The 23,197-nt window shown below is 71.4% G+C and carries 20 protein-coding genes; 13 read left to right on the forward strand and 7 right to left on the reverse strand.

Features of this window, described 5'->3' with window-relative positions; translation table 11 throughout:
• Window positions 1-5: 5 nt before the first annotated feature.
• Both IE246_RS05615 and IE246_RS05620 read right to left on the reverse strand, forming a co-directional pair.
• Window positions 6-797: a response regulator transcription factor gene (locus IE246_RS05615; protein ID WP_189987955.1), complete on the reverse strand. Its 792-nt coding sequence runs from the start codon at window positions 795-797 to the stop codon at window positions 6-8.
• Window positions 798-807: 10 nt separating this feature from the next.
• The gene (locus IE246_RS05620) at window positions 808-1,287 is read right to left on the reverse strand and encodes a hypothetical protein (RefSeq protein ID WP_189987956.1); all 480 of its coding nucleotides are present in this window, start codon (window positions 1,285-1,287) and stop codon (window positions 808-810) included.
• Window positions 1,288-1,404: 117 nt separating this feature from the next.
• On the opposite strand from IE246_RS05620, the gene IE246_RS05625 reads away from it, so the two are divergent.
• Window positions 1,405-2,562, forward strand: coding sequence for an NADH:flavin oxidoreductase/NADH oxidase (locus IE246_RS05625; protein ID WP_189987957.1), 1,158 nt, complete (start codon window positions 1,405-1,407; stop codon window positions 2,560-2,562).
• A gap of 141 nt (window positions 2,563-2,703) precedes the next feature.
• Here IE246_RS05625 and recQ read toward each other — a convergent pair whose 3' ends face one another.
• Together recQ and IE246_RS05635 are read right to left on the reverse strand one after the other, a co-directional pair.
• A complete protein-coding gene (gene recQ / locus IE246_RS05630) occupies window positions 2,704-4,557 on the reverse strand; it encodes a DNA helicase RecQ (RefSeq protein WP_229836439.1) in 1,854 nt (617 codons plus the stop codon).
• Between the two features lie 53 nt (window positions 4,558-4,610).
• Window positions 4,611-5,210, reverse strand: a complete 600-nt coding sequence (locus IE246_RS05635; RefSeq protein WP_189987958.1) for a GNAT family N-acetyltransferase — start codon at window positions 5,208-5,210, stop codon at window positions 4,611-4,613.
• A 211-nt stretch (window positions 5,211-5,421) separates the two neighbouring features.
• Between IE246_RS05635 and IE246_RS05640 the strand changes: the two genes are divergently transcribed.
• Complete coding sequence (locus IE246_RS05640) at window positions 5,422-6,060, forward strand: TetR/AcrR family transcriptional regulator (protein ID WP_189987959.1); 639 nt, start codon at window positions 5,422-5,424, stop codon at window positions 6,058-6,060.
• Window positions 6,061-6,244: 184 nt separating this feature from the next.
• Here IE246_RS05640 and IE246_RS05645 read toward each other — a convergent pair whose 3' ends face one another.
• From IE246_RS05645 to IE246_RS05655, 3 genes are all read right to left on the reverse strand, one after another.
• On the reverse strand, window positions 6,245-8,416 hold the full coding sequence (locus IE246_RS05645) for a N,N-dimethylformamidase beta subunit family domain-containing protein (RefSeq protein ID WP_189987960.1): 2,172 nt from the start codon (window positions 8,414-8,416) through the stop codon (window positions 6,245-6,247).
• 76 nt (window positions 8,417-8,492) lie between these two features.
• Entirely contained in the window at window positions 8,493-9,725 is a 1,233-nt protein-coding gene (locus tag IE246_RS05650) for an HlyD family secretion protein (protein ID WP_189987961.1), read from the reverse strand.
• Window positions 9,726-9,737: 12 nt separating this feature from the next.
• Entirely contained in the window at window positions 9,738-10,166 is a 429-nt protein-coding gene (locus tag IE246_RS05655) for a hypothetical protein (protein WP_189987962.1), read from the reverse strand.
• Between the two features lie 274 nt (window positions 10,167-10,440).
• Here IE246_RS05655 and IE246_RS05660 point away from each other — a divergent pair, with 274 nt between their 5' ends.
• The 11 genes from IE246_RS05660 (at window position 10,441) to phnD (ending at window position 23,181) form a co-directional block, all read left to right on the forward strand.
• Window positions 10,441-11,301 (forward strand): isocitrate lyase/PEP mutase family protein, encoded by an 861-nt coding sequence (locus tag IE246_RS05660; protein WP_189987963.1) that lies wholly within the window; start codon window positions 10,441-10,443, stop codon window positions 11,299-11,301.
• Window positions 11,302-11,305: 4 nt separating this feature from the next.
• Entirely contained in the window at window positions 11,306-12,541 is a 1,236-nt protein-coding gene (locus tag IE246_RS05665; protein ID WP_189987964.1) for an MFS transporter, read from the forward strand.
• 70 nt (window positions 12,542-12,611) lie between these two features.
• Window positions 12,612-13,592: an aldo/keto reductase gene (locus IE246_RS05670; RefSeq protein WP_189987965.1), complete on the forward strand. Its 981-nt coding sequence runs from the start codon at window positions 12,612-12,614 to the stop codon at window positions 13,590-13,592.
• Window positions 13,593-13,886: 294 nt separating this feature from the next.
• Window positions 13,887-14,369 carry a DUF302 domain-containing protein gene (locus IE246_RS05675; RefSeq protein WP_189987966.1) on the forward strand — a complete coding sequence of 161 codons (483 nt, stop codon included), beginning with the start codon at window positions 13,887-13,889 and terminating at the stop codon, window positions 14,367-14,369.
• 230 nt (window positions 14,370-14,599) lie between these two features.
• Entirely contained in the window at window positions 14,600-15,883 is a 1,284-nt protein-coding gene (locus tag IE246_RS05680) for an imelysin family protein (RefSeq protein ID WP_189987967.1), read from the forward strand.
• 13 nt (window positions 15,884-15,896) lie between these two features.
• Window positions 15,897-17,168, forward strand: coding sequence for a DUF2325 domain-containing protein (locus IE246_RS05685; RefSeq protein WP_189987968.1), 1,272 nt, complete (start codon window positions 15,897-15,899; stop codon window positions 17,166-17,168).
• Complete coding sequence (locus tag IE246_RS05690; protein ID WP_189987969.1) at window positions 17,165-18,637, forward strand: multicopper oxidase family protein; 1,473 nt, start codon at window positions 17,165-17,167, stop codon at window positions 18,635-18,637. Before IE246_RS05685 ends, IE246_RS05690 begins: the two co-directional genes overlap by 4 nt.
• Window positions 18,637-19,854 (forward strand): di-heme oxidoredictase family protein, encoded by a 1,218-nt coding sequence (locus IE246_RS05695; protein WP_229836443.1) that lies wholly within the window; start codon window positions 18,637-18,639, stop codon window positions 19,852-19,854. Before IE246_RS05690 ends, IE246_RS05695 begins: the two co-directional genes overlap by 1 nt.
• Before the next feature lies 1 nt (window position 19,855).
• A complete protein-coding gene (locus IE246_RS05700) occupies window positions 19,856-20,929 on the forward strand; it encodes an imelysin family protein (RefSeq protein ID WP_189987970.1) in 1,074 nt (357 codons plus the stop codon).
• Window positions 20,910-22,040 (forward strand): DUF1513 domain-containing protein, encoded by a 1,131-nt coding sequence (locus IE246_RS05705; RefSeq protein ID WP_189987971.1) that lies wholly within the window; start codon window positions 20,910-20,912, stop codon window positions 22,038-22,040. Before IE246_RS05700 ends, IE246_RS05705 begins: the two co-directional genes overlap by 20 nt.
• Before the next feature lie 178 nt (window positions 22,041-22,218).
• Complete coding sequence (phnD, locus tag IE246_RS05710) at window positions 22,219-23,181, forward strand: phosphate/phosphite/phosphonate ABC transporter substrate-binding protein (protein WP_189987972.1); 963 nt, start codon at window positions 22,219-22,221, stop codon at window positions 23,179-23,181.
• The last annotated feature ends 16 nt before the right edge of the window (window positions 23,182-23,197 follow it).

A 23,197-nucleotide genomic window follows, 5' to 3' on the forward strand; every position in this document is an offset into this window, starting at 1 on the left:
GGGGCTCACGCCCCGCCCTCCCCGGCCTTCTGACCCCCTGGTTCCCGGCCCCCCGGCTCCTGGGCGCGCCAGCGGTATCCGAAGCCCGGATAGTTCTCGATCTCCGAGAACGCCGGATCCATCTCCTCGAACTTGCGCCGGATCCGCTTGATGAAGCCGCGCACGTTGGCGCGGTAGCCGTCGCCCGAGGCACCGGCCCGGAACCCGTCGCCGTGGACCAGGTCGTAGATCTCGCGATACCGCATGTCGCGCCCGGCCGCGGCCGCCAGCGCATGGACGATCTGGAACTCGGTCAGGGTCAGCGGCACCAGCTGGTCGCGCCAGTAGGCACGGCCGACGTCGGGGTCGAGGGTCAGCCCGCCGATCCGCTCGATCCCCTGACCGTCGCCGCCCGCGGCCGTCCCGTCGGCGCCGCCCGCCACCCGCCGGCCGGCGAGAACGGTCCGCACCCGGTGCAGCAGGATCGAGAAGCTGCGCGACTTGTCGATGAAGTCGAGCGCGCCGGTCGCCAGCGCCGCCTCCTCGTAGATCTGGTCGGTCAGGCTGGTGAGGAAGATCACCGGGACCTCGACGCCGCGTCGCGACATCTCGCGCAGCGTATCGAGACCGCTGAGCCTGCCCATCTTCCAGTCGAGCAGGATCAGGTCGGCGCCGCCGCCGGCCTCGAGATGCTCCAGCAGCGCCTCGCCGCTCGCCAGGCCGTCGACCTCGAAACCCTGATCCTCGAGGTTGAGCGTCAGGGTCTCACGGATGATCGAATCGTCGTCGACCACCAGGATCCGGGCGCCGTCCGTCATGCCGGCGCGCTCACTGCTTCGCCATCGTCCGGTGGGCCAGGCCGCGCCGGCAGCGCTCCTGCTCGGCGGCCGGCAGATCGGCCGGGATCAGCGCCGTTCCCAGCACCGCCATGCTGCCGACGTCGACGCTGGGATACAGGTAGACCTCGATCCGGCAGCCGCCGTGACCGTAGATCCAGACCTTGCCCGGCGGCTGCTGCCGGACCGCGTCCGGATCGCCGATCAGCGCCAGCACGGCCGATTCGGTCGCCCCGCCCAGCCGGTCGAGGTCGAACGGCTCGCCCGCCGGTCGCCCCTCGCGCGGAACCGGACGCGGAACCGGGCGCGGAACCGGGAACCGGGACCGGTCAGCGCCGGCCGCAGCCGGCCTCGGGGTCGGCAGCGGCAAGGCAGTCGCCGACCGCTCCACCGGCCGCGACGAGGTCGGCGGAGCCGCCGTCGAGCAGGCCGCGGTGGCGATCGCCACGGTCAAGGCGAGCAACTGGCGCATGGCCATCTCATCTCCCGGCGGCAGGGCCGAGTCAACGACCGCTGACAGGTCCTCGCCCCTTGCCAAGGTCCGGCCCGGCCGCTTTCATGACGGCGTCCAGAATTCCGGAGTAGCCCCATGACATCCACCCTCCCGCTGCTCTTCGAGCCGCTCACCATCGCGTCCGTCACCCTGCCCAACCGCATCGTGATCTCCCCGATGGACCAGTATTCCGCGGTCGACGGCATCCCCGGCACCTATCATCTGGTGCATTACGGGAAATTCGCCATGGGCGGCGCCGGCACCGTCATCGTCGAGGCGACCGGCATCTCCGAGGAGGGCCGGATCACCAACGGCTGCCCCGGGCTCTACAACGCCGATCAGGTCGCGGCGTTCCGGCCGATCACCGACTTCATCAAGCAGCAGCGCTCGGTCCCGGCGGTGCAGATCGGCCATGGCGGCCGCAAGGCCAGCACCCAGCGGCCGTGGGAAGGCGGCGGCCCGGTCGGCGCAGCGGAGATCGCCAAGGGCGACCGGCTCTGGAAGCCGCTCGGCCCGTCGGAGAACGCGCTGGCCGAGGGCTGGCTGCTGCCGAAGATGATGGACGACGCCGACCTGAAGAAGACCCGGCAGGACTTCGCCGACGCCGCCGAGCGCGCGCTGGAGGCCGGCTTCGAGGTCGTCGAGATCCACATGGCGCACGGCTATCTGCTGCAGTCGTTCCTGTCGCCGCTGTCCAACAAGCGCAACGACAGTTACGGCGGCGACCGGCAGGGACGCATGCGGTTCCCGCTCGAGGTCGCCGAGGCGGTCCGGGCGGTCTGGCCGAAGGACAAGCCGCTGTTCGTGCGCATCTCCTCGGTCGACGGTATCGACGGCGGCTGGGAGATCGACGACAGCGTGGCGCTGGCCCACGAGCTGAAGGCGCGCGGCGTCGACGTCATCGACTGCTCGTCCGGCGGCAACAGCCCGAAGGGCGCCACCAATGCCAACCTGACGCGCGGCCCCGGCTTCCAGGTGCCGTTCGCCGAGCGGATCAAGCACGAGGTCGGGATCAAGACCATGGCGGTCGGCCTGATCCGCGAGCCGGACTTCGCCGAGCAGATCCTGCAGGACGGCCGCGCCGACCTGATCGCCATCGGGCGGCAGGCCCTGGTCGACCCGTTCTGGGCGCTGCACGCCGCCCAGCACTTCGACATCGACCCGGACTTCGAGAAGTGGCCGCACCAGTACGCCTGGTGGCTCGAGAAGTGGGACAAGGGCCTGCGCCGGGCACGCGAGCAGGCCGCGGAGTAGCGGGGCGCCCGTCGCTCCGTGGCATGGGTCCCGGATCCGCCCCGCCTGCGGCGGACCGGTCCGGGATGAGGCCATTGAAGCCACAAACACCCTCATCCCGGACGCGCTCGGCGCGATCCGGGACCCCGCAGAGACGTACCGCTACCCCGCGGCGATCGCCTCGAGGAAGCGCGGGCCGAACTTGGTCAGCTTGGCGGCGCCGACGCCGTGGACGCTCGACATGGCGTCGAGGTCGCGCGGCCGGCGCTCGGCCAGCTCGATCAGCGTGCGGTCGTGGAACACCGTGTACGCGGGAATGCCGAGTTCCTGGGCGATCGCCAGTCGCAGCGCCTTCAGCCGCGACAGCAGGCCGGCGTTCTCCGGCGAGGCGCTCGGTGCCGCGGCGCCGTCGCCGCGCCGGCGCCTGGTCTTGGCGGCCGACGGTCGCCGCAGGCCGACCGTCTCCTCGCCCTTGAGCACGGCGCGGCCGCGCGGCCCCAGCTGCAGCGCCCCGTATCCGGTGGTATCGATGTCGACCACGCCGGTCGCCACCAACTGCCGGACCACCGAGCGCCAGCCGTTCTTGTCGAACTCGCTCCCAACCCCGAAGGTCGGCAGGGAATCGTGGCCGTACTGCTCGATGGCGTCGTTCATGTGGCCGGTCAGCACGTCGATGATGTGCCCCGACCCGAACCGCGAGCCGGTCCGCAGGATCGCCGACAGCACCTTCTGGGCCGGCACCGTGCCGTCCAGCACCTCCGGCGGCTCCAGGCAGACGTCGCAGTTGCCGCAGGGCTTCTCCAGCTCCTCGCCGAAGGTCCGCAGCAGGGCGCGGCGCCGGCACTCGGTGGTCTCGCACACGCCGAGCAGGGCGTTGAGGCGCTGGTGCTCGACCCGGCGCTGCTCCTCCGGCGCGTCCGATTCGTCGATGAACCGGCGGCGCTGACGGATGTCCGCCAAGCCGTACAGCATGGTCACCGTCGACGGCAGGCCGTCGCGGCCGGCGCGCCCGATCTCCTGGTAGTAGGCTTCGACCGAGCTCGGCAGGTCGACATGGACCACGAACCGAACGTCCGGCTTGTCGATGCCCATGCCGAACGCGATGGTCGCGACCATCACGATGCCGTCCTCGCTGACGAACCGGTCCTGGTTCTCCGCCCGCACCTCCGCCGGCATGCCGGCGTGATACGGCAGCGCGGTGTAGCCCTGGCGGACCAGGTCGGCGGCGGTCTCCTCGACCGACTTGCGCGACAGCCGGTAGACGATGCCGCTCTGGCCCCGGTGGTCGTCGAGGATCGCCAGGACCTGGCGCAGCGGGTCGCGCTTCTCGGCAATCCGGATGGTCAGGTTCGGCCGGTCGAAGCCGAACACGAACTCGGCGGCGTCGCCGCCGCACAGGATCTCGACGATGTCGCGCCGGGTCGGGGCGTCGGCGGTCGCGGTGAACGCCGCCACCGGCACGCCGGGGAAGCGGGCCCGCAGCTTCGGCAGGGCCAGGTATTCGGGCCGGAACGCGTGACCCCAGCGGCTGATGCAGTGCGCCTCGTCGACCACGATCCGCGACAGCCTGATCCGCGACAGCCCGTCCATCACGCCGTCGAGCATCAGCCGCTCCGGTGCCGCGTACAGCAGCCGCAGCCGGCCGGCCATGGCGTCGCGCCAGGTCTCGGCGTTGTCCTCTCGGCTGCGCCCGGAATGCAGCGCCCCGGCGGCCACGCCCTGCAGCCGCAGGCCGCGGACCTGGTCGTCCATCAGCGCGATCAGCGGCGAGACCACCACGGTCAGGCCGTCGTCGATCACCGCCGGCAGCTGGAAGCACAGCGACTTGCCCGCACCGGTCGGCATCACCGCCAGGGTGTCGCGGCCGGCCAGCAGGCTGGCCACCACCGCCTCCTGGCCGGGACGGAAGTCCTGGAAGCCGAATACCTCGGCAAGTGCAGCCCGCGCCCCGGCCAGCATCGTAGCGGCCGGGGCGAGCGGGTCGGGATGACGGTCGACGGGATCCGGGAGCGACATGCCCCGTGGATAGCACCACCGGGCCGCCGGGTCACCCGGCGGCCACGCCCCGGCTACAGCGGGCGCACCATCAGCAGGACTCGGCCTTCCAGCGAATGGCCGGGATGCGGCTCGATGGGACGCGAATCGATCTGGCGGAAACCGTTGCGCTCGTACAGGCGGACGGCCGCCCGGTTGCCGCTGAACACCTGGTGGGCCAGCCGCGTGCAGCCGAGCGCCGTCGCCCGGCTGGCCGCGGCCTGCAGCAGGCGGGTGCCGATGCCGAGGTCCCGGAACCGCTCGAACACCGCCAGGGCGTTGATGTAGAACGCCCCCGGCACCCGGTACTCGAGCTCGACGATCGGCCGCAGCGGCGACGGCACGGCCGCCAGGGCGGCCCAGTTCCGCCCAGTCGGCTGGTCGACGCGGAAGCCGAGCATCATGCCGGCCACCTCGCCGTCGTGCTCGGCCAGGATCGCGTTGCGATAGGAGAACATGCTGTCCGGACGGGCCGCGCGCTCCGCCCCGACGGACAGCGGGTCGCGGCCGTCCTCGGCCTCCTCGCGCCACACCCAGATCGGGATGCCCTCGCCGGCGATCGCGATCAGTTCGGCAATCGCCCGGGCATCCTCGACGGTCGCGCAGCGCAGGCGGGTGCGGCTGGCGAACGGCATCGGTCGAGGCCGAGGCGTCGTCTGATCGGGAACCGTCGAAAGGCGCTGCGCGGCCTGCGTAACCACGGCACTCACCCCGGGGCATTTTGAACTGGGTGGTCGGTATAAAAATTCCGTGACGGGGCGTCAATCAAATTTAAACTAACTGGTCGGTAAGAGGCGGCCCAGCGCAACCGGGGCGGGCCCCGGCCGACCGACGGGAGAGGACCTGGTGGCACGCAACGGCGAGAAGACGCACAAGGCGATCATGGACGCGGCCGAGGAGCTGATCATGGCGCAGGGCTATTCGGCCACCGCCATCGACCAGATCATCGCCCGGGCCGGCATCACCAAGGGCACGTTCTTCTACCATTTCCCGACCAAGGTCGACCTGGCCCATGAGCTGGCCGAGCGCTACGCCCGCCGCGACACCCGGCAGCTGGCCGGCAAGATGGAAGCCGCCGAGCAGGCGACGCCGGACCCGGCACTCCAGCTCCTGCTGTTCCTGGAGCAGTTCATCGACATCGCCGAGCAGTGGACGACCCCCTACCCCGGCTGCCTGTTCGCGTCGTTCTGCTACGAGGCCGGCCTATTCGAGGACCGGACCACGGAGGTCATGCGCGACTCGATGCTGGTCTGGCGCACCCGGATCGCCGACAAGCTGCGCGCGGCGGCGGCTAGGTCCGAGCCGCGCCTGCCGGTCGACGCCGACAGCCTGGCCGACGCGGTCACCGTGGTGTTCGAGGGCGCGTTCATCGTCTCGCGCACCCTCGACGACGCCCGGATCGTCGCCCAGCAGCTCCGCCACCTGCAGAACTACCTGCGCCTGCTTTTCGGGCTGGAAGCCGCGGCGATCGAGCGGGCGGCTTGAGCGCCGTCCGGCGAACGCCCGTCGCTCCGTGGGTTCCGGCTCGGCCGCGCCAGGGCGGCGCGTCCATCCGGAATGACGTCAAAGAGGGGGTAGCGGCGCCTCCCTCTCCCTGACGTCATTCCGGACCGGATCGCCACCAAAGGCGAGACGGAGCCGGAACCCACGCAGCGACGAGCGCTCGCCCTTACACCCCCGCGAACCGCCGGACCACGTTCTCCAGGATGCGCGACACCGGGTTGTCGTAGCCGTCGTGCGAGAGGCTGCCGCAGAAGGTGATCGAGCCGACGCTGAACAGCGCCCCGCCGGACGGCAGGTCGGCGTAGATCATGTCGGCCCGCACCAACCGGTCGCGCGGCTCGCCGTTCAGCGTGTTGACGTGGCTCAGCAGGTCCTCGAACACCGGGATGAAGCTCGGCCCGTGGCCCTCGGACGACGCCAGCACCACGGTGCCCGGCGGGGTGCCGAGCGTCGGATCGGCGCGGTCCAGCTCGAAGCCGGCGGCACCGCCGCCCGACAGCCCGAAATCGCCGATGACCTGCTCCGGCACGCCCTCGAAGATCCAGGAGACCTTCGGATCGTCGGCGGCCGGCAGCCGACGGTACCAGCCGCCCTCGAACAGGCCCTGCGACGAGAACCCGACGCCGGCGAGCCGCTGCGGCGGCCGGGCGTTGCGCCGCCACAGCCCGCCGAGCCCGCCGTCGAGCTGGTTGTAGTACTCGCCGGTCTCGGCCGCCCAGGCCCGGATGCCGGTCTCGGCGCGGCGCACCTCGATCACCCCCGGCAGGTCCGGGTTGCGGGCGATCCGCCAGTAGAAGCCGTTGCCGCCGAGGTAGCACAGCCGGCCGCCGCCGCGGGTGTAGCCCTCGAGCGCGTCCAGGGTGCCCGGGGTGTGGTACTCCGGGTGCGAGCCGGTCAGGACCACCGAATACGGCCGCAGGATCTCGGCGCCGCCCTCGTCGATGTCCTCGTCGGTCAGCACGTCGTAGGCGATGCCCTTGGCCTCCAGCCAGTCGGTCACGTGGCTGTCGGCCGGGAAGTGACGCAGGCCGGAGCCGCGGGCGTCGTTGAAGGTCAGGAAGCCGGGCCGCATGGTCAGGATCGGCCTGAGCCGCGACGACAGCGCCACGCCGGAGCCGTCGGGGTGCCGGTTGTAGGTCGAGTGGGCGTAGTCGTGGTGGTCGTCGGGATTGTGCGGATAGGCGCCCCAGTCGCGGATGCGGGCCCGGAACGCGTCGTCCAGGTTGCCGCGCTGATGGTTGGCATAGGCCTGGAAGGTGTAGGTCGAGCCGATGAACAGCACCTTGGCCGTCGGCGCGCCGGGCGCCGGCGTGACGTAGAACGGGATGATGTCCTCGTGCCCGGCACAGCGCAGCCGGGCGCCGTAGACCCCCGACGGCATGCCCTCCGGCACGGTGAAGGTGAAGCCGGTCTCCCAGCCGCAGTCGTACAGGTCGTCGCTGTGGAAGTGGATCGCCGCGTACTCGTCCGGCGCGTGCCGCCAGCACATCTCGCGGCCGGTCCAGCGCGCGCCGGTGACGCCGCGGGTCGGCAGGTTGACCAGAGCGCCGTGATAGAAGCCGGGACCGATGTCCTCGACCCGGACACCGTCGATCCCGCGCCCGAGATCCCAGGCGGCGAGCACGGTGCCGGCCGGGGCGCCGTCCGCGTCGAGGGTGCCGGCGACCAGCATCGGCGCCTCGAGCTTGCCGTCGTAGTGGCGGACGGCAGGCACCTCGCTCCCGGGGGCGGCGGCCAGCATCACGCCCGGGCCGGGGCGTTCCGGCAGCCGGAGGGTCGCGGTCGCGGAGGCCGCCTGCAGCCCCAGTCGCACAGGGTCGAGCGGCACCTGGGCGACCCGCACGATGCCGGCGCGGGAATCGATGGTGGCCTCGATGCGGTACCAGGCGCGGGCGACCAGCGGCTCGCCGGTCGCGACCGTGCCGGACGGATCGGACGAAACCCGCAACGCCGCCCCGCGCGGCCCGACCTCAAGGCCGACACCTTCGCCGCCGTCCGGGTCGCCCACCGTCAGTATCGCCTGCGGCCCGCGATCGGGCAGGGTCGGCCAGACCAGGGCCGACAAGGTCAGCACCGGCACGTCCACCAGCTCGGCCGGCGTGTCGATCCGGCCGTAGGAGCCGAGGTGCACCGGCTGGGCGCGCGACGGGAACCGGCCGCCGAACGGGACGTCGACCGGCAGAAGCTTCAGGCCCGGCCCGGCCGGGTTCGGGTCGGCGCAGCGGATACGCACGAGATCGGCGGTGTAGTCTTCGCCGAGCGTGCTGCTGACGTTGAACGAAAGCGTCCCGCCCGGCGCTGCCGAGAGCCGGTCGACGTAACCCGTGAGCGCGAGCATGCTTTCCCCCATGGCGAACGATCGCCGTATGGTGGGCGGCTTCCCGGTCCGAGGGAAGAGGGCTCGGGTCGGATCCTCAATGCCCGCTGAACACCAGGGCGCGGATCGGCAGGAGCAGCGTCTGAGCGCGAAGCAGGATCGCGTGGACCAGTCCGACCGTGTCGACCAGATGGTAGAATAGCCACTCGCCCATCCCCAGCCCCCCGGCCGCTATGAGGTCGTGGTTGTCGGTATAGGCATTGGCCGCGCAGGAGCTGCCGGGAAGGATATCGATGTCTTCGCCGGTGTAGAGCGGTTCCATGAACGCCGTGATCGAACCGGGCCGAGCGACCGCCCGCACGTCGCGCAGCGTGTCGGAGGGGCGGAACTGCCCGCTGGCGATCACGTCCTGTACTTCGACGATCACCATCGGGAACACCCTGAACGGGTGCGACAGGCAGCTGATTTCGGCAATCATCCCGACCTTGAGCACCTGAGCGGCCAGCTGGTCGAAACCGGCCTGGAACCGGCGCCCGGTCACGTCCGAAGGCACCAGGATCCCCGCCGGGCGCAGGACCGGACTGACGAAATCGCCGGGCTGCAGGGCGAACTGCTCGATCGTTCCCGGCACACCGGCATAGATCACCGTCTTGTCCAACTCGACCTCCGCCTGCGTCAGCGCGGCAACCGCGCTCGCACGCTGGGCCGGCAACAGCACCGAGATCTGCTTCTCGACGGCAGCCTGCTGGGCGTGCGCCGCCTCCAGCGCCCCCCGCCGGCTGGCCAACTCGTTGGTGAGCCTGTCGATCTCGGCCCTGGTGACGGTCGAAGCGTTGCGGCCGGCGAGTTCCTTCTTCCTCGCAAGCTCGTCGAAGGTCTGCTGATAGGAGCCCTCTGCCTGCCGCACCTGGCCACCGGCCGCCAGCAGGTCCGCGTCGGCCACCACGATCGCCGCCTCGACCTCCTCGACCCGACGCTTGGCAGCGTCGACGGCCGCGCGCTGGCGGGCATCGTCGAGCGTGAAGAGAACCGTACCGGCTTGGACCTTCTGGTTGTTGCGCACGAACACTTCGCTCACCCGTCCCCCGGCCTCCGGGAGGATGGTGATGGTACGGAACAGCGACGTCACGCTGCGGGTGGACGGATGGTAGTAGAAGACGATCGTGATGATGCTCAACGTCAGGATCAGGCAGGCCGTAATCCCCCAACGGAGCTCGTACCAGATCGAGAAGATCGTGAGCTCCTGGCCCCAGCGTTTGCCCTGCACGTAACGCCGGACGAGGAAGTCGGGCAGGATCGTCAACAGCGAGCAGAAGAGGAACTCGAGCATCGGGGCCCCCGGTCAGTCGGCCGGCTCGTTCGGGACCGGCGTCTTCGCCGTCGGCATCGGCCCGGCGGTCGGCGCCTCCTGCACCGCCGGCCTGCCGGCCGGGCGCGCGAGTTCCTTCAGATTGTCGGCAATTGCCTGAAGCGGCGCCGTGAAGTTCGGCAATCGGACTGCCGCAAGCAACAGGGCAGCGATCCAGAAGATGTTGTCGTGGGTGAACAGGGCAACCAGCGACAGGACACCCACCAACTGGAATTGAGCGTGATTCTCGCGATGCGCAATACTCTCCGGCAGCGCGTGCAGCCTGAAGTACGTCACGCCGATCAAGACGACCAAGAGCAGGATGAAAACGGAGAGCCTGCTGAACAGAACATCGTCCCCGCCCGGCCCGGCGATATAGCTGGGAACATGGCCAGCAAGCTCGTGCATACCGGGAACAGCCATGATCGCCCCGCTGTTTTTTGATTAATGTTTGAGGCGAATATACGCCAAATCGATGGCGCCCGAACAGATGCGTCGCCCGCGGCCCGCCACAAGCCCGGGCGATCTGCCTCTCGACCGGGGCGACGAGGCGCGGGGGACGGAACCGGCGCTTCGCTCCGCTCGTCCCGGAAAAAGCCGTCCGTGCGCGCAGGCACTGGCCCTTCCCCCGGCTTCGTGCGCTAACATGCCGGCCCGCCTTGCCGTCAGGCACGCCACCAGTTAACGGAGATGCCCCATGCGGTCGACCACGCCGCGCGAGAAGTTCCGCGCCGTCCTGTCGGGCGAGCGCTGCGTGCATCCGGGATCGGTCTACGACCCGATCTCGGCGCGCATCGCCGAGGACCTCGGATTCGAGGTCGGCATGTTCGCCGGATCGGTCGCGTCGATGGCGGTGCTGGGCGCGCCCGACCTGATCGTCCTGACCCTGAGCGAGTTCGCCGACCAGGCGCGGCGAATCTGCCGGGCCGGGTCGCTGCCGCTGATGGTCGACGCCGACCACGGCTACGGCAACGCGCTGAACGTCAAGCGCACGGTCGAGGAGCTGGAGGTCGCGGGCATCTCCGGCCTCAGCATCGAGGACACCGTGCTGCCGCGCCCGTTCGGCTCCGGCGGCAAGACCGAGCTGCTGTCGATCGAGGAGGGCGTCGGCAAGATGAAGGCGGCGGTCGCCGGGCGATCCGATCCCGGGTTGTGCATCTTCGGGCGGACCAGTGCGGCCGGCATCACCGGCACCGAGGACTGCATCGCCCGCGTGAAGGCCTATCAGGACACCGGGGTCGACGCGATCTTCCTGGTCGGCGTGAAGGACCGTGCCCAGCTCGAGGCGATCGCCGCCGAGACCCGGCTGCCGCTGATGCTGGGCGGCGCCGGCAAGGCGATGATGGACAAGGACTACCTGGCGTCGCAGGGCGTGCGGATCTGCCTGCAGGGGCACCAGCCATTCGCCGCCGGGGTGCAGGCGGTATACGCCACCCTGAAGGCGCTGCGCGACGGCGTCGCCCCGGCCGACCTGCCGGGCGTGGCCTCGGCCGAGCTGATGAAGCAGGTGACGCGCGGCGACGACTACGACCGCTGGACCCGGGACTTCCTGGACTGAGCGGATGTCGACGGGGGCGCAGGTCAGCACCGATGCGACGGCGGCGCTGGGCGGCGCGCGCTGGCTGATCCTGTTCGGGATCTGGCTGGTCTATCTCTGCTTCGGGATGACCACGGTGTCGCTGGCGCCGATCGTCGCGCCGATCACCCGCGACCTGGGGCTCAGCCACGCCGCCATGGGCAGCGTGCTCGGCATCTGGCAGCTGGTGTACATCGCCGCCGCCATTCCCTGCGGCGCCCTGCTCGACCGTCTGGGCGCCCGGCGCGCCCTGTTCATCGGCGCGCTGATCGTCGCCGCCTCCGGGCTCGCCCGCAGCTTCGCGGCCGACTACGCCACCCTGCTGCTGGCGGTCGGGCTGTTCGGGATCGGCGGGCCGATCGTGTCGTCCGGCGCCCCGAAGGCGGTCGCCCAGCTGTTCACCGGCAGCCAGCGCGGGCTGGCCATGGGGATCTACATCACCGGGCCGGCGCTCGGTTCGGTGATCGTACTGTCGATGACCAATTCGATAGTGATGCCGGCGGTCGGCCACGACTGGCATCGCGCCCTGCAGCTGTGGTCGATCGCCACCTTCGCCGGTGCCGGGATCTGGCTGCTGCTGTCGCTGCACCCGGCGGCGCGCCGGCTCGACGCCGGGTCCGACGGCGGTCCGCGGCCGAAGCAGATCCAGGTGGTCGGCGACCTGTTCCGGCTGCCGGCCGTCCGGCTTCTGCTTCTGATGGCGGTCGGGATCTTCAGCTTCAACCACGGCCTCAACAACTGGCTGCCGGAGCTGCTGCGCCACGGCGGCATGACCGCCACCGAAGCCGGTTACTGGGCGACGGTGCCGACCGCCGTCGGCATCATGGGCTCGCTGCTGATCCCGCGGCTGGCGACGCCGGAACGGCGCTTCGTGCTGCTGGCCGGGCTCGGCGGGGCCGCCATGCTGGCCAGCCTGATGCTCGACACCGGCGCCGGGCCGACCCTGATGGCCGGGCTGGTGCTGCAGGGGATCGCCCGCAGCTCGCTGATGACCGTGGCCATCCTGACACTGGTCGAGACCCGCGGCGTCGGCGAGCGGTATGCAGGCACCGCGACCGGGCTGTTCTTCTCGGCCGCCGAGATCGGCGGTGCCGGCGGACCGATCCTGCTCGGCGTGCTGTACGACGCCACCGGCGGCTTCGACGCCGGGCTGTTCCTGCTCGCCGGGGTCGGCGCGCTGCTTGCGGTGGGCGCCCTGCGCCTGCGGCGGATCTCCGCCTGACACCCGGGTGGACGCACGGCCGCTGGCCGTCCTAGCCTGTTGTCAGACAATGAACGGGAGGGTTCAGGCCATGCGCATCCGACGAATGGGCGGCGGGCTCGACCTGCCGGTGATCGGTCTCGGCTGCATGGTGATGCCCGGCTTCTACGGTCCGGCCGACGAGGCGGAGTCGATCGCCACCCTGCACCGCGCCGCCGAGATCGGCGTCACCCACCTCGACACTTCCGACGCCTACGGCGCCGGCCGGAACGAGGAGCTGATCGGCAACGCCATCAAGGGCAGGCGCGACCGCTACGTCATCGCCTCGAAGTTCGGCAACACCCGCACCCCCGACGGCAAGCCCGCGGCCGACGGCCGACCCGACTACGTCCAGCAGGCCTGCGAGGCCAGCCTGAAGCGGCTCGGCATCGACGTCATCGACCTGTACTACCAGCACCGGGTCGACACCTCGGTGCCGATCGAGGACACGGTCGGCGCCATGGCCCGGCTGGTCGAGCAGGGCAAGGTGCGGTTCCTCGGGCTGTCCGAGGCGGCCCCCGACACCATCCGGCGGGCCCATGCGGTGCACCCGATCGCGGCCCTGCAGACCGAGTACTCGCTGTGGTCGCGCGATTCCGAGCAGCACGTGCTGCCGCTGACCGCCGAGCTCGGCATCGGCTACGTCGCCTACTCGCCGCTCGGCCGCGGCATGCTGGGCGGCGAAGTCGCCGGCGCCGACAGCATCGGCGAGGGCGACCGACGGCGCGAGCACCCGCGCTTCCAGGGCGACAACCTGGCGCACAACCTGGCGCTGGTCGACAAGCTGCGGGCGGTCGCCGACGCCAAGGGCTGCACGCCGGCGCAGATCGCCATCGCCTGGGTGCTGGCCCGGGCCGACAACATCGTCGCGATCCCGGGGACCCGGCGGGTCAGGCACCTGGAGGCCAACGCCGCGGCCGCCGAGATCGCCCTGTCGGCCGCCGACCTGGCCGCCCTCGACGCCGCCTTCCCGCCCGGAGCCGCCCACGGCGACCGCTACCCGGCCGCCCAGCTGGCGATGCTGCACCACTGAGGAGTGTCGGCTCCGGCCGCGGAGCCCGTCGCTTCATGGGTTCCGGCTCCGTCCCGCCGACGGCGGTCCGGTCCGGAATGACGACAGGAAGAGAGGGGCGCCCGGTTTCCCTTCTCCGATCGTCATTCCGGACGGATGCGCCGCCCTCGGCGCAGTCGAGCCGGAACCCACGGCACCGACGGGCGCATCCCTTCCTCCCGCGACCTGCCGAACGAATCGCGGCCGGCAGCGGAAAGCGGTACGCTGGGCCTGCGAGAATCTGACCTCGCCTCGGCACGGGAGGAGGAACAGCACATGCCCAAAATCTTACGCTACGCGTGGATCGGCGCCGCCGTGGCCGCGTCCATGGCACTCCCGCTGCACGCCCGCGCTTCGGACGTCACCGAATACGTGGTCGAAGCCACCTTCGATGGCGTCCGTCTGGACCTGCGCGATGCCGTGATCAACCGCGGGTACACGATCGACTACGAAGCCTTCATCGGCGACATGCTGGCGCGGACGTCCGACGACGTCGGCGGCAAGAAGACGATCTACAAGCACGCGGAGACCATTCAGTTCTGCTCCGCCGTGCTGTCGCGGCGGGCGATGGAAGCCGATGCGGCCAACATCGCCTTCTGTCCCTACGTCCTGTTCGCCTACGAGACGGCGGACGCGCCGGGCAAGGTCCATGTGGGCTTCCGGCGTCTGGACGAACGCGGAAGCGAGGTCTCGAAGGCGGCGCTGGCGGCGGTCAACGCCCTGCTGGACGAGATCGCCCGGGAAGCCACCGGTCGATAGACCGACCGGTGCGCCATGATCGCGCGCCACCCAGCCGGCGCACCCCGCCGGCGGCGATGCCGCGGCGTTGGCGATAGTCCTGCCGCCGTCCCTTCTGCTGCACTTATTGCGACCGGCTCGCAAAACACCCCTTGAAACTGCGAGGCGTTCGCAATACCAATGCCCCGGTCAGCGCCACCCGGCGACCGGTGTGGCGCTCCCCGCAGGAGCCCAGCACCGGGAGGGACCGGATGATCGCCTTCACCCGCACCGCCGCCATGGCGGTCGCGCTCGCCACGGCCGCGGCACTGCCGACGGCAGCAACCGCCACCGCCCCCGACGGCAAGGCGGTGATCGCCAACTACCAGGCGATCGCCCATGCGATGTACCAGGACGCCCACACCGGCGCGGTCGCGCTGAAGGCGGCGGTCGACAAGCTGGTCGCGGCCCCGTCGGAGCAGACCCTGGCGGCCGCCCGCGCCGCCTGGATCGCCGCCCGCCCGGCCTACCAGCAGACCGAGGGTTTCCGGTTCGGCAGCGCCATCGTCGACGACTGGGAAGGCCGGGTGAACGCCTGGCCGCTGGACGAGGGGCTGATCGACTACGTCGACGCCGGCTACGGCAGCGAGGCGCCGCACAACCCGCTGTACACCGCCAACGTGATCGCCAACCCGAAGATCCGGGTCGGCGCGACCATGGTCGACGCCACCACCATCGACAAGAAGCTGATCGCTGACCTGCACGAGGCCCAGGAGGTCGAGGCCAACGTGTCGATCGGCTACCACGCCATCGAGTTCCTGCTGTGGGGCCAGGACCTGAACGGCACCGGCCCGGGTGCCGGCAACCGGCCCTACACCGACTACGACACCGCCACCTGCACCCACGGCCACTGCGACCGGCGCGCCGCCTACCTGGTGGCCGCCACCGACCTGCTGGTCGACGACCTGGCCGAGATGGTCGCCAACTGGGCGCCCGGCGGCCCGGCCCGCGCCGAGCTGGAGGGCAAGGGCACCGAGGGCGCGCTGGCCGCCATCCTGACCGGCCTCGGCAGCCTGTCCTACGGCGAACTGGCCGGCGAGCGCATGAAGCTCGGCCTGATCCTGCACGACCCGGAGGAGGAGCATGACTGCTTCTCCGACAACACCCACAACTCGCACTACTACGATCAGGTCGGGATGCTGGCGATCGCCACCGGCCGCTACGTGCGGACCGACGGCACGGTGGTCGAGGGGCCGGGCATCCTCGATCTCGCCGCCGCCAAGGACAAGGCGGCCGCCGACGAGATGCGCAAGGCGTTCGAGGCGACCAAGGCCCGGATGCAGGTCATGAAGGTCACCGCCGACAGCGGCAAAATGGCCTACGACCAGATGATCGGCGAGGGCAACGAGGCCGGGAACAGGATCGTCCAGGACGCCATCGACGGCCTGGTCGCACAGACCAAGACCGTGGAGCGCGTGGTCGCCGCGCTCGACCTGAAGATCGAGATCGAAGGGTCGGACAGCCTCGACAACCCGGCGACCGTCGGGAAGAACTGAGCCGGCCGCCGCCATGATCTTCACCGGCCGCCTGACGGACCACGACCCGGCCCGGGGCGCGCACACCGCCCCGGAACCGGGCGCGGATGCGGCACCCGAGGCTGCCCCGGATTCGGCACCGTCGGGCGGCCGGCTGAAGCTCTGGGAGATCGGCGGCGGCTTCCACTGCTCGATCGTCGGCACCTGCCTCGCCACATCGGACCTGACGGCGCTCACCCGCCGGCTGCGGCTGACCCCGCCGATCGACGCCACCGACTACGAGATCCACGGCTACTACGTCCAGCAGGCCACCAAGGAGGGCGCCGTCGCCCGCGCCCTGCACCGGCTGCTCGACCACCGCCACGAAGGCGCCTTACGGCGGGTCGCCCGCACCCGGGACGACCGCGCGCTCGCCGTCCTCTGGGACGAGTTCAAGGCGTCCGGTCGGGTCGCCGGCGGCTACTGGGCCTTGCTGTCGCACCGCCACGTCCCGCAGGAGCTGCGCGCCCGCGCCTTCGGCGAGGTCCACATGATGTCGCACCTGCAGGGTGCCGCGGTGCGCGACCAGGCCGCCCGGGTCGACCAGCTCGAGCGCGAGAACGCCGAGCTGCGCGAGCGCCTGGGCCGCACCGCCCGTGCCGCCCAGGATGCCCAGACCGCGCTGGAGGAGCGCGACCGCCGGATCGCCGGCCTGTCCGAGCGGCTGACCGCCGCCGAGGCCGCCGCCGCCCGTCCCGGACGCCCGGTCGCCAGCGCTATCGAGCGCAAGCTGGCCAAGCGCGAGCGCAGCCTGGCGGCCGCTCGAGTGCGGGCCCGCGACCTGGAGGCCCAGGTCGAGAGACTCGCCACCGAACTCGCCGCGCTCCGGCCCGCCGAGCGCCCCGGCCCCCTGCCTTCCGCCACCGTGCCGGCGCTCGCCGCCGATGCCCCGGCGACGCTGCCGCCGCGGATTCCGGGCGGCGCGTGCCGGCTGCTCTATGTCGGTGGCCGGCCGGGCCTGCTGCCGCACCTGCGCGACGTCGCCGAGCGCCGGCAGGCCAGTCTGGTGCACCACGACGGCGGCAAGGAAGAGACCCTGCAGCGCATCGACGATCTGGTCGAACGGGTCGATGCCGTGCTTTGCCCGATCGACTGCGTCAGCCACTCGGCCTGCCTGCGGGTCAAGCATCTCTGCCAGCGCCACGACAAACCTTTCCTGCCGCTGAAGACGTCGAGCCGGTCGTGCTTCGCACGGGCACTGGTGCAACTCGGACTGACGCCGCCGCCGACGGAGGCCGGTGGGCGTCGGCCTGCGGGGTCGCGATGACCGCAGAACATGGACTGCCGAGGGTCGGCCGCCGCCGCCTGCTGATCGGCGGCGCGGCGACGGTCGCGGTACTGTCGACCGCCGGTCTGGCGGCCGGATTCCGGCCCCGAAGGCCGCTGCCGCCGGCGCCCGGGCCGGCCTCGCCGACGACCCGGAAGGTCACCCTGACCGCCGCCGAGCGCCCGACCCGCCTGCTCGGCCCGGACCACCCGGCGTCGCCGCTGTGGACCTATGGCGAGCAGCCGCTGACGGTGATCCGCGCCCGGCGCGGCGATACCCTGGAGACGCGGCTGGAGAACCGGCTGCCGGAGCACACCTCGGTGCACTGGCACGGGCTGCGGATCCCGAACGCCATGGACGGGGTGCCCTACATCACCCAGCCTCCGGTCGGGACCGGCGAGCACTTCGACTACCGCTTCGTCCTGCCGGACACCGGCACCTTCTTCTTCCACCCGCACTGCGACACGGTCCAGCAGGTCGGCCGCGGCCTCGCCGGCGTGCTAGTGGTCGAGGGTGACGCACCGGTACCGTACGCCGCCGACGTGCTGTGCCTGCTGAAGGACTGGCGGCTTGACGAGAGCACGGGTCGGTTCCTGGACTTCCTTACCGATTCCGGCGCCGCCAAGGCCGGCACTTTCGGCACCGTGCGCTCGACCAACTTCGAAGCGACACCGACGGTCCGGGTCCCGGCCGGGCGCGACGTTCGGGTGCGGATCCTGAACCTGGACGTGACCCGGGTCAGCCAGGTCGGGGTCATGGGCGCCGAGGCCGCGGTGATCGCGGTCGACGGCAACGCGGTGTCGCCATTCCCGCTGACCGCCTGGCGCATGGGCCCGGCGATGCGGCTGGACGTGGCGGTGCGGGCCCCGGCGCCCGGCAGCACAGCGACGGTCGTCGACTACTTCGCCAAGGACCCGGTCCCCCTGATGACCCTGGTCGGCGACGGCGAAATGCCAGCGAGCCCGGGGGACTTCGATCCGGCGCCGCTGTACGCCCCGACCCTGCCGGAGCCGGACCTGCGCGACGCCGAGGCGCTGCCCTTCACCTTCAGCTCGACGGCGGTGAACCAGACCGTGAAGACCCCGGACGGCGGGGTCATCGACCTGTCCAGGGAGCTATGCCTGAACACCGCCACCTACTGGGCGATCAACAGGCAGACCTGGCCGGAGCGCGGCCACGAGCTTCCGCCGCCGCCGCTCGCCGAGCTGACGCAAGGGCGCAGCTACGTGTTCGAGCTGCGCAACGTCACCCCGCACATGCACCCGATCCACCTGCACGGCCACACCTTCAAGGTGCTGGAATCCAACAAGGTCGACCGTCCGGTGCACTGGGCCGACACGGTGCTGCTGACCCCGAAGGAGCGGGTGAGGATCGCCTTCGTCGCCGACAATCCCGGCCGCTGGATGTTCCACTGCCACATCATCGAGCACCAGGACACCGGCATGATGGGCTACGTGACGGTGGCCTGATGCGACGCCTGCTCGCCACCCTGGCCGGGGCCCTGGTCGCCACCTGGATGTCGGCGACCGCCGCCTGGGCCGATCCGCTCGACGTGGCGGTCGGCAAGGCGCTGTTCGACCGGCTGTGGGTGCCGGCCCCGGCCTCGACCCGCGGCAGCGACGGCCTCGGCCCGCTGCACGCCGCCCGCTCCTGCGCCGGCTGCCACGCCGGCGGCGGCGGCACCCGCAGCGCCGCCCGGCCGGATTCGACGATCGACCCGGGCGCCCTGGTGGTGCGGCTCGGCTCCGACGCCGGCCCCGGCGACCCGGTCTACGGGTTGCAACTCCAGCCGCTCGGGACCGCGATCGTCGCCCCCGAGGCGGCGGTGGCGTTCGACCTGAACCCGTCGCCGGACCCGTCGCTCGGCCCGACGGTCACCGGCATCCGGCTCGACGCCCTGGCCTACGGCCCGCTCGCCCGGGCGACCCGCCTGGAAGCGCGACGGGCGCCGGCCCTGTACGGCGTGGGGCTGCTGGTCTCGGTCCCGGACGCCACCCTGGACGCCCTGGCCGACCCGGACGACCGCGACGGCGACGGGATCTCCGGCCGCCGCGGCACCGGGCGGTTCGGCTGGAAGGCCCTGGAGCCCACCGTGACCAGCCAGACCGAGGCGGCGCTGGCGACCGACCTCGGCCTGTCGACCCCCGCCCGGCCGGCCCACGCCGGCGACTGCACGGCGGCCGAGACCGCCTGCCTGGCGGCACCGCACGGCGACGGCGGCAATGCCGACGGGGTCGAGGTGCCGCGCGACGCCCTGCGGGCCCTGGTCGCCTATGTCTCGGCCCTGCCGGCACCGCGATCCGCCCCCGATCCCGCCACCGACCTGGCAGGCGGGGCGCTGTTCCGCGACACCGGCTGCGCGGCATGCCACGTGCCGGCGCTGGCGGATGCCGCCGGCCGGCCGGTCCCGGCCTTCACCGACCTGCTGCTGCACGACCTCGGTCCCGGCCTGCAGGGCGGCTTCCCCGAGGGCACCGCCTCGCGCTCGGAGTGGCGGACCGCGCCGTTGTGGGGCATCGCCGCCGCGGTCCGGCGCGGCGACCGGTTCCTGCACGACGGCCGGGCCGCTACGCTCGACGAGGCGATCCGCTGGCATGCCGGCGAAGCGTCTACGGCGCGCCGGCGCTATCTGGCGCTGCCGCCCGACGACGCCGACCGCCTGCGCGCCTATCTCGAAGGACTTTGACATGCGCGTACTGCCGACCGTCCTCGCCCTGGCCCTGCTCGCGGCGCCGTTCTCCGCGACGCCGGCCGCCGCCGATCCGGCGCGCGACGCAGCGATCGTCGCCCGCGCCGTCACCGACTACATCCGGCCGGCGACCGAGCGGTTCGCCCGGGACACCCACGGCCTCGACGACGCCGTCGAGGGATTCTGCGCGGCCCCCGGCGGCGACACCCGCGCAGCCCTCGACGCGGCGTTCCGGGGAGCGGTCGAGGGCTGGAGCGGCATCCAGTTCCTGCGCTTCGGCCCGCTGGTCGAGGAGCACCGGCTGGAGCGCATCGCGTTCTGGCCCGACCCCAAGGGCATCGGGCTGCGCCAGCTGCGCCGGGCCCTGGCCGACCGCGACGCCACCGTGACCGACCCCGGGCAGCTCGCCGGCAAGAGCGTGGCGCTGCAGGGTCTGACGGCGCTGGAATACCTGCTGTACGGCGACGGCGGCGACCAGCTCGACGCATTCCGCTGCGCCTTCGCGACCGCCGCCGCCGGCTCGCTCGCCGCGGTCGCGGATGCCATCGCCGGCGAGTGGGCCGCCCCGGACGGCTTCGCCCAACGCCTGATCCGGCCGGGCAGCGACGACCCGGTCTACCGGACCCCCGCGGAATCCCTTGCCGAACTGCACCGCGCGCTGACCACCGGCCTGCAGGTCACCCGGGACCAGAAGCTGAAGCCTGTGCTGGGCGACACGCCGGACACCGCCAAGCCGTTCCTGGCGCCGTTCCGCCGGGCCGGCCTGAGCGTCGCGGTGCTGGCCGCCGACCTGTCCGCCCTCGGGGCGTTCACCGCGGCCGCCGGCTTCGCCCGCGACCTGCCGGACGAGTACCGCTGGCTCGACAACTCTCTGGCCTTCGAGTTCGGCAACGCGGTGCGGGCGGTCGGCTCGGTCGAGCTGCCGATCGACGAGGCGGTGTACGACCAGACCGCGCGCGGCCGGCTGGAGTACCTGTTCGTGGTGCTCGGCAACCTGCAGACCATGACCCGGCAGGACCTCGCGACCGCCCTCGACCTGAAGGGAGGCTTCAATGCGCTCGACGGCGACTGAGGGGCGGCGGATCAACCGCCGGGCGCTGCTGCGCGGCGCCGCCGCCATCGCCTTCGGAGCGGTGCTCGGGCCACGGGCATCGGGCGCCGCCACCCGGCTGCTGGTCTCGACCGCGCGGCTGCCCGACGGCCGGTTCGGCCTGGTCGCGGTGGAGCCGGACGGGGCGGTGCGGTTCGCGACGCCGCTGCCGGGCCGCGGCCACGAGCCGGTGGTCGCCGCCGGCCGCGGCGAGGTCGTGGTGATGGCGCGCCGGCCGGGCCGGTTCCTGGCGGTCGTCGCCCTGGCCGACGGCAACCTGCGCCGCACCCTGTCGGCGCCGGCCGGCCGACACTTCTACGGCCACGCGGTGTTCGGGCCGGACCACCGGCTGCTGTACACCACCGAGAACGACTACGACGGCGGCCGCGGCGTGATCGGCGTGTGGGACGCCGCCGCCGGCTATGCCCGGGTCGGCGAGCTCGACGCCCACGGCATCGGCCCGCACGACCTGGCACTCGGCGCCGACGGCCGGACCCTGGCGATCGCCAATGGCGGGCTCCTCACCCACCCGGATTTCGGCCGCGCCAAGCTCAACCTCGCCAGCATGCAGCCGTGCCTGTCGGTGATCGACCGCCGGACCGGCGCGCTGCTGCGCCGGCTGGTGCTGCCGCAGGAGCTGCACCAGCTCGGCATCCGCCACCTTTGCATCGCCCGCGACGGCAGCGTCGGCTTCGGCATGCAGTACGAGGGCCCCCAGTCCGACACCGTGCCGCTGGCCGGCACCTGGGCGGTCGACGGCACCGTCGTCCTGCTGCCGCTCCCGGACGCGACCCCGGCCGAAACCCGCAACTACGTCGGCGACGTCGCGGTCGACGCCACCGGCCGCTACCTCGCCGCCAGCTTCCCGCGCGGCGGCAAGGTCGGAGTCTGGGACCTGCCGGCCGGCCGGTGTCTCGGCCTGGTGCCGGCGTTCGACGCCTGCGGGCTGGCGGCCGAGTCCGGGACCAGCCGGCTGTGGATCAGCGACGGCGCCGGCGAGATCGGCCCGATCGACCCCGGACGGTCGCTCGCCCGGAGCGTCGTCACGCCGATCGCCGGGCTCGCATTCGACAATCACTTCGCGCGAATCTGAACATCGACGACGCGTTTCGCGCCGTCGCGTCCGCGAAGCCGTCACAATAAATGCTCGAATTCGAAAATTTTGCCGGCTATATCGATTTGACGATTGTAGAATCGTCGGATTCCGGATCGGATCGACGGACAACGTCGGCGGACAAGCCGGTGCTCAACAGACTCGAGGGAGGAGAATCATGGTTCGACGTGCGTTGCTGAAACTGTCCGGTGTGGCCGCGGTGCTCGCCACCGTCCTGGCGTGGTCGAACCCGGCTGCCGCCCTCGACTCGCGATTCAAGGACGAGAACGGGGACCTCGTCGCCGACACCCCGACCGATCCGAGCCAGCAGATCGACCCGAGCACCCTCATCTTCGCCTACACCCCGGTCGAGGACCCCGCGGTCTACGCCAAGGTCTGGGACGGCTTCCTCCGCCATATGGAGAAGGTCACCGGCAAGAAGGTGCAGTTCTTCCCGGTGCAGTCGAACGCCGCCCAGATCGAGGCGATGCGGGCCGGCCGCCTGCACGTCGCCGGCTTCAACACCGGCTCCAACCCGCTCGCCGTCAACTGCGCCGGCTTCGTGTCGTTCACGATCATGGCCAGCAAGGACGGCCACTTCGGCTACGAGATGGAGATCATCACCTATCCGGGGAGCGGCATCACCAAGGTCGAGGACATCAAGGGCAAGAAGATGGCCTTTACCTCGCAGACCTCGAACTCCGGATTCAAGGCGCCTTCGGCGATCCTGAAGGCCGAGTACGGCCTGGAAGCCGGCAAGGACTTCGAGCCGGTGTTCTCCGGCAAGCACGACAACTCGATTCTCGGCGTCGCCAACAAGGACTATCCGGCCGCCTCGATCGCCAACTCGGTCATGCACCGGATGATCGCGCGCGACGTGATCAAGCCCGACCAGGTGGTGTCGATCTACAAGTCGCAGACCTTCCCGACCACCGGCTTCGGCTACGTCTACAACCTGAAGCCGGCGCTGCAGGAGAAGATCAAGGAGGCCTTCTTCACCTTCAACTGGGAAGGTTCGGCCCTGAAGGAGGAGTTCGCCCGTTCCGGTGAGGAGCAGTTCATCCCGATCACCTACAAGTCCCACTGGGAAGTGATCCGCAAGATCGACGCGGCGAACGGCGTCTCCTACGCCTGCAAGTGACGGACGACGGCGTCGG

This window comes from Thalassobaculum fulvum (assembly GCF_014652915.1).
Taxonomy (GTDB): Bacteria; Pseudomonadota; Alphaproteobacteria; order Thalassobaculales; family Thalassobaculaceae; genus Thalassobaculum_A; species Thalassobaculum_A fulvum.

What these genes read in the sequence shown, in the direction of transcription:
- IE246_RS05615 (WP_189987955.1), bottom strand. Translation starts at nt 797, where the DNA reads ATGACGGACGGCGCCCGGATCCTGGTGGTCGACGACGATTCGATCATC.
- IE246_RS05620 (WP_189987956.1), bottom strand. Translation starts at nt 1,287, where the DNA reads ATGCGCCAGTTGCTCGCCTTGACCGTGGCGATCGCCACCGCGGCCTGC.
- IE246_RS05625 (WP_189987957.1), top strand. Translation starts at nt 1,405, where the DNA reads ATGACATCCACCCTCCCGCTGCTCTTCGAGCCGCTCACCATCGCGTCC.
- recQ (WP_229836439.1), bottom strand. Translation starts at nt 4,557, where the DNA reads ATGTCGCTCCCGGATCCCGTCGACCGTCATCCCGACCCGCTCGCCCCG.
- IE246_RS05635 (WP_189987958.1), bottom strand. Translation starts at nt 5,210, where the DNA reads ATGCCGTTCGCCAGCCGCACCCGCCTGCGCTGCGCGACCGTCGAGGAT.
- IE246_RS05645 (WP_189987960.1), bottom strand. Translation starts at nt 8,416, where the DNA reads ATGCTCGCGCTCACGGGTTACGTCGACCGGCTCTCGGCAGCGCCGGGC.
- IE246_RS05650 (WP_189987961.1), bottom strand. Translation starts at nt 9,725, where the DNA reads ATGCTCGAGTTCCTCTTCTGCTCGCTGTTGACGATCCTGCCCGACTTC.
- IE246_RS05655 (WP_189987962.1), bottom strand. Translation starts at nt 10,166, where the DNA reads ATGGCTGTTCCCGGTATGCACGAGCTTGCTGGCCATGTTCCCAGCTAT.
- IE246_RS05660 (WP_189987963.1), top strand. Translation starts at nt 10,441, where the DNA reads ATGCGGTCGACCACGCCGCGCGAGAAGTTCCGCGCCGTCCTGTCGGGC.
- IE246_RS05665 (WP_189987964.1), top strand. Translation starts at nt 11,306, where the DNA reads ATGTCGACGGGGGCGCAGGTCAGCACCGATGCGACGGCGGCGCTGGGC.
- IE246_RS05670 (WP_189987965.1), top strand. Translation starts at nt 12,612, where the DNA reads ATGCGCATCCGACGAATGGGCGGCGGGCTCGACCTGCCGGTGATCGGT.
- IE246_RS05675 (WP_189987966.1), top strand. Translation starts at nt 13,887, where the DNA reads ATGCCCAAAATCTTACGCTACGCGTGGATCGGCGCCGCCGTGGCCGCG.
- IE246_RS05680 (WP_189987967.1), top strand. Translation starts at nt 14,600, where the DNA reads ATGATCGCCTTCACCCGCACCGCCGCCATGGCGGTCGCGCTCGCCACG.
- IE246_RS05685 (WP_189987968.1), top strand. Translation starts at nt 15,897, where the DNA reads ATGATCTTCACCGGCCGCCTGACGGACCACGACCCGGCCCGGGGCGCG.
- IE246_RS05690 (WP_189987969.1), top strand. Translation starts at nt 17,165, where the DNA reads ATGACCGCAGAACATGGACTGCCGAGGGTCGGCCGCCGCCGCCTGCTG.
- IE246_RS05695 (WP_229836443.1), top strand. Translation starts at nt 18,637, where the DNA reads ATGCGACGCCTGCTCGCCACCCTGGCCGGGGCCCTGGTCGCCACCTGG.
- IE246_RS05700 (WP_189987970.1), top strand. Translation starts at nt 19,856, where the DNA reads ATGCGCGTACTGCCGACCGTCCTCGCCCTGGCCCTGCTCGCGGCGCCG.
- IE246_RS05705 (WP_189987971.1), top strand. Translation starts at nt 20,910, where the DNA reads ATGCGCTCGACGGCGACTGAGGGGCGGCGGATCAACCGCCGGGCGCTG.
- phnD (WP_189987972.1), top strand. Translation starts at nt 22,219, where the DNA reads ATGGTTCGACGTGCGTTGCTGAAACTGTCCGGTGTGGCCGCGGTGCTC.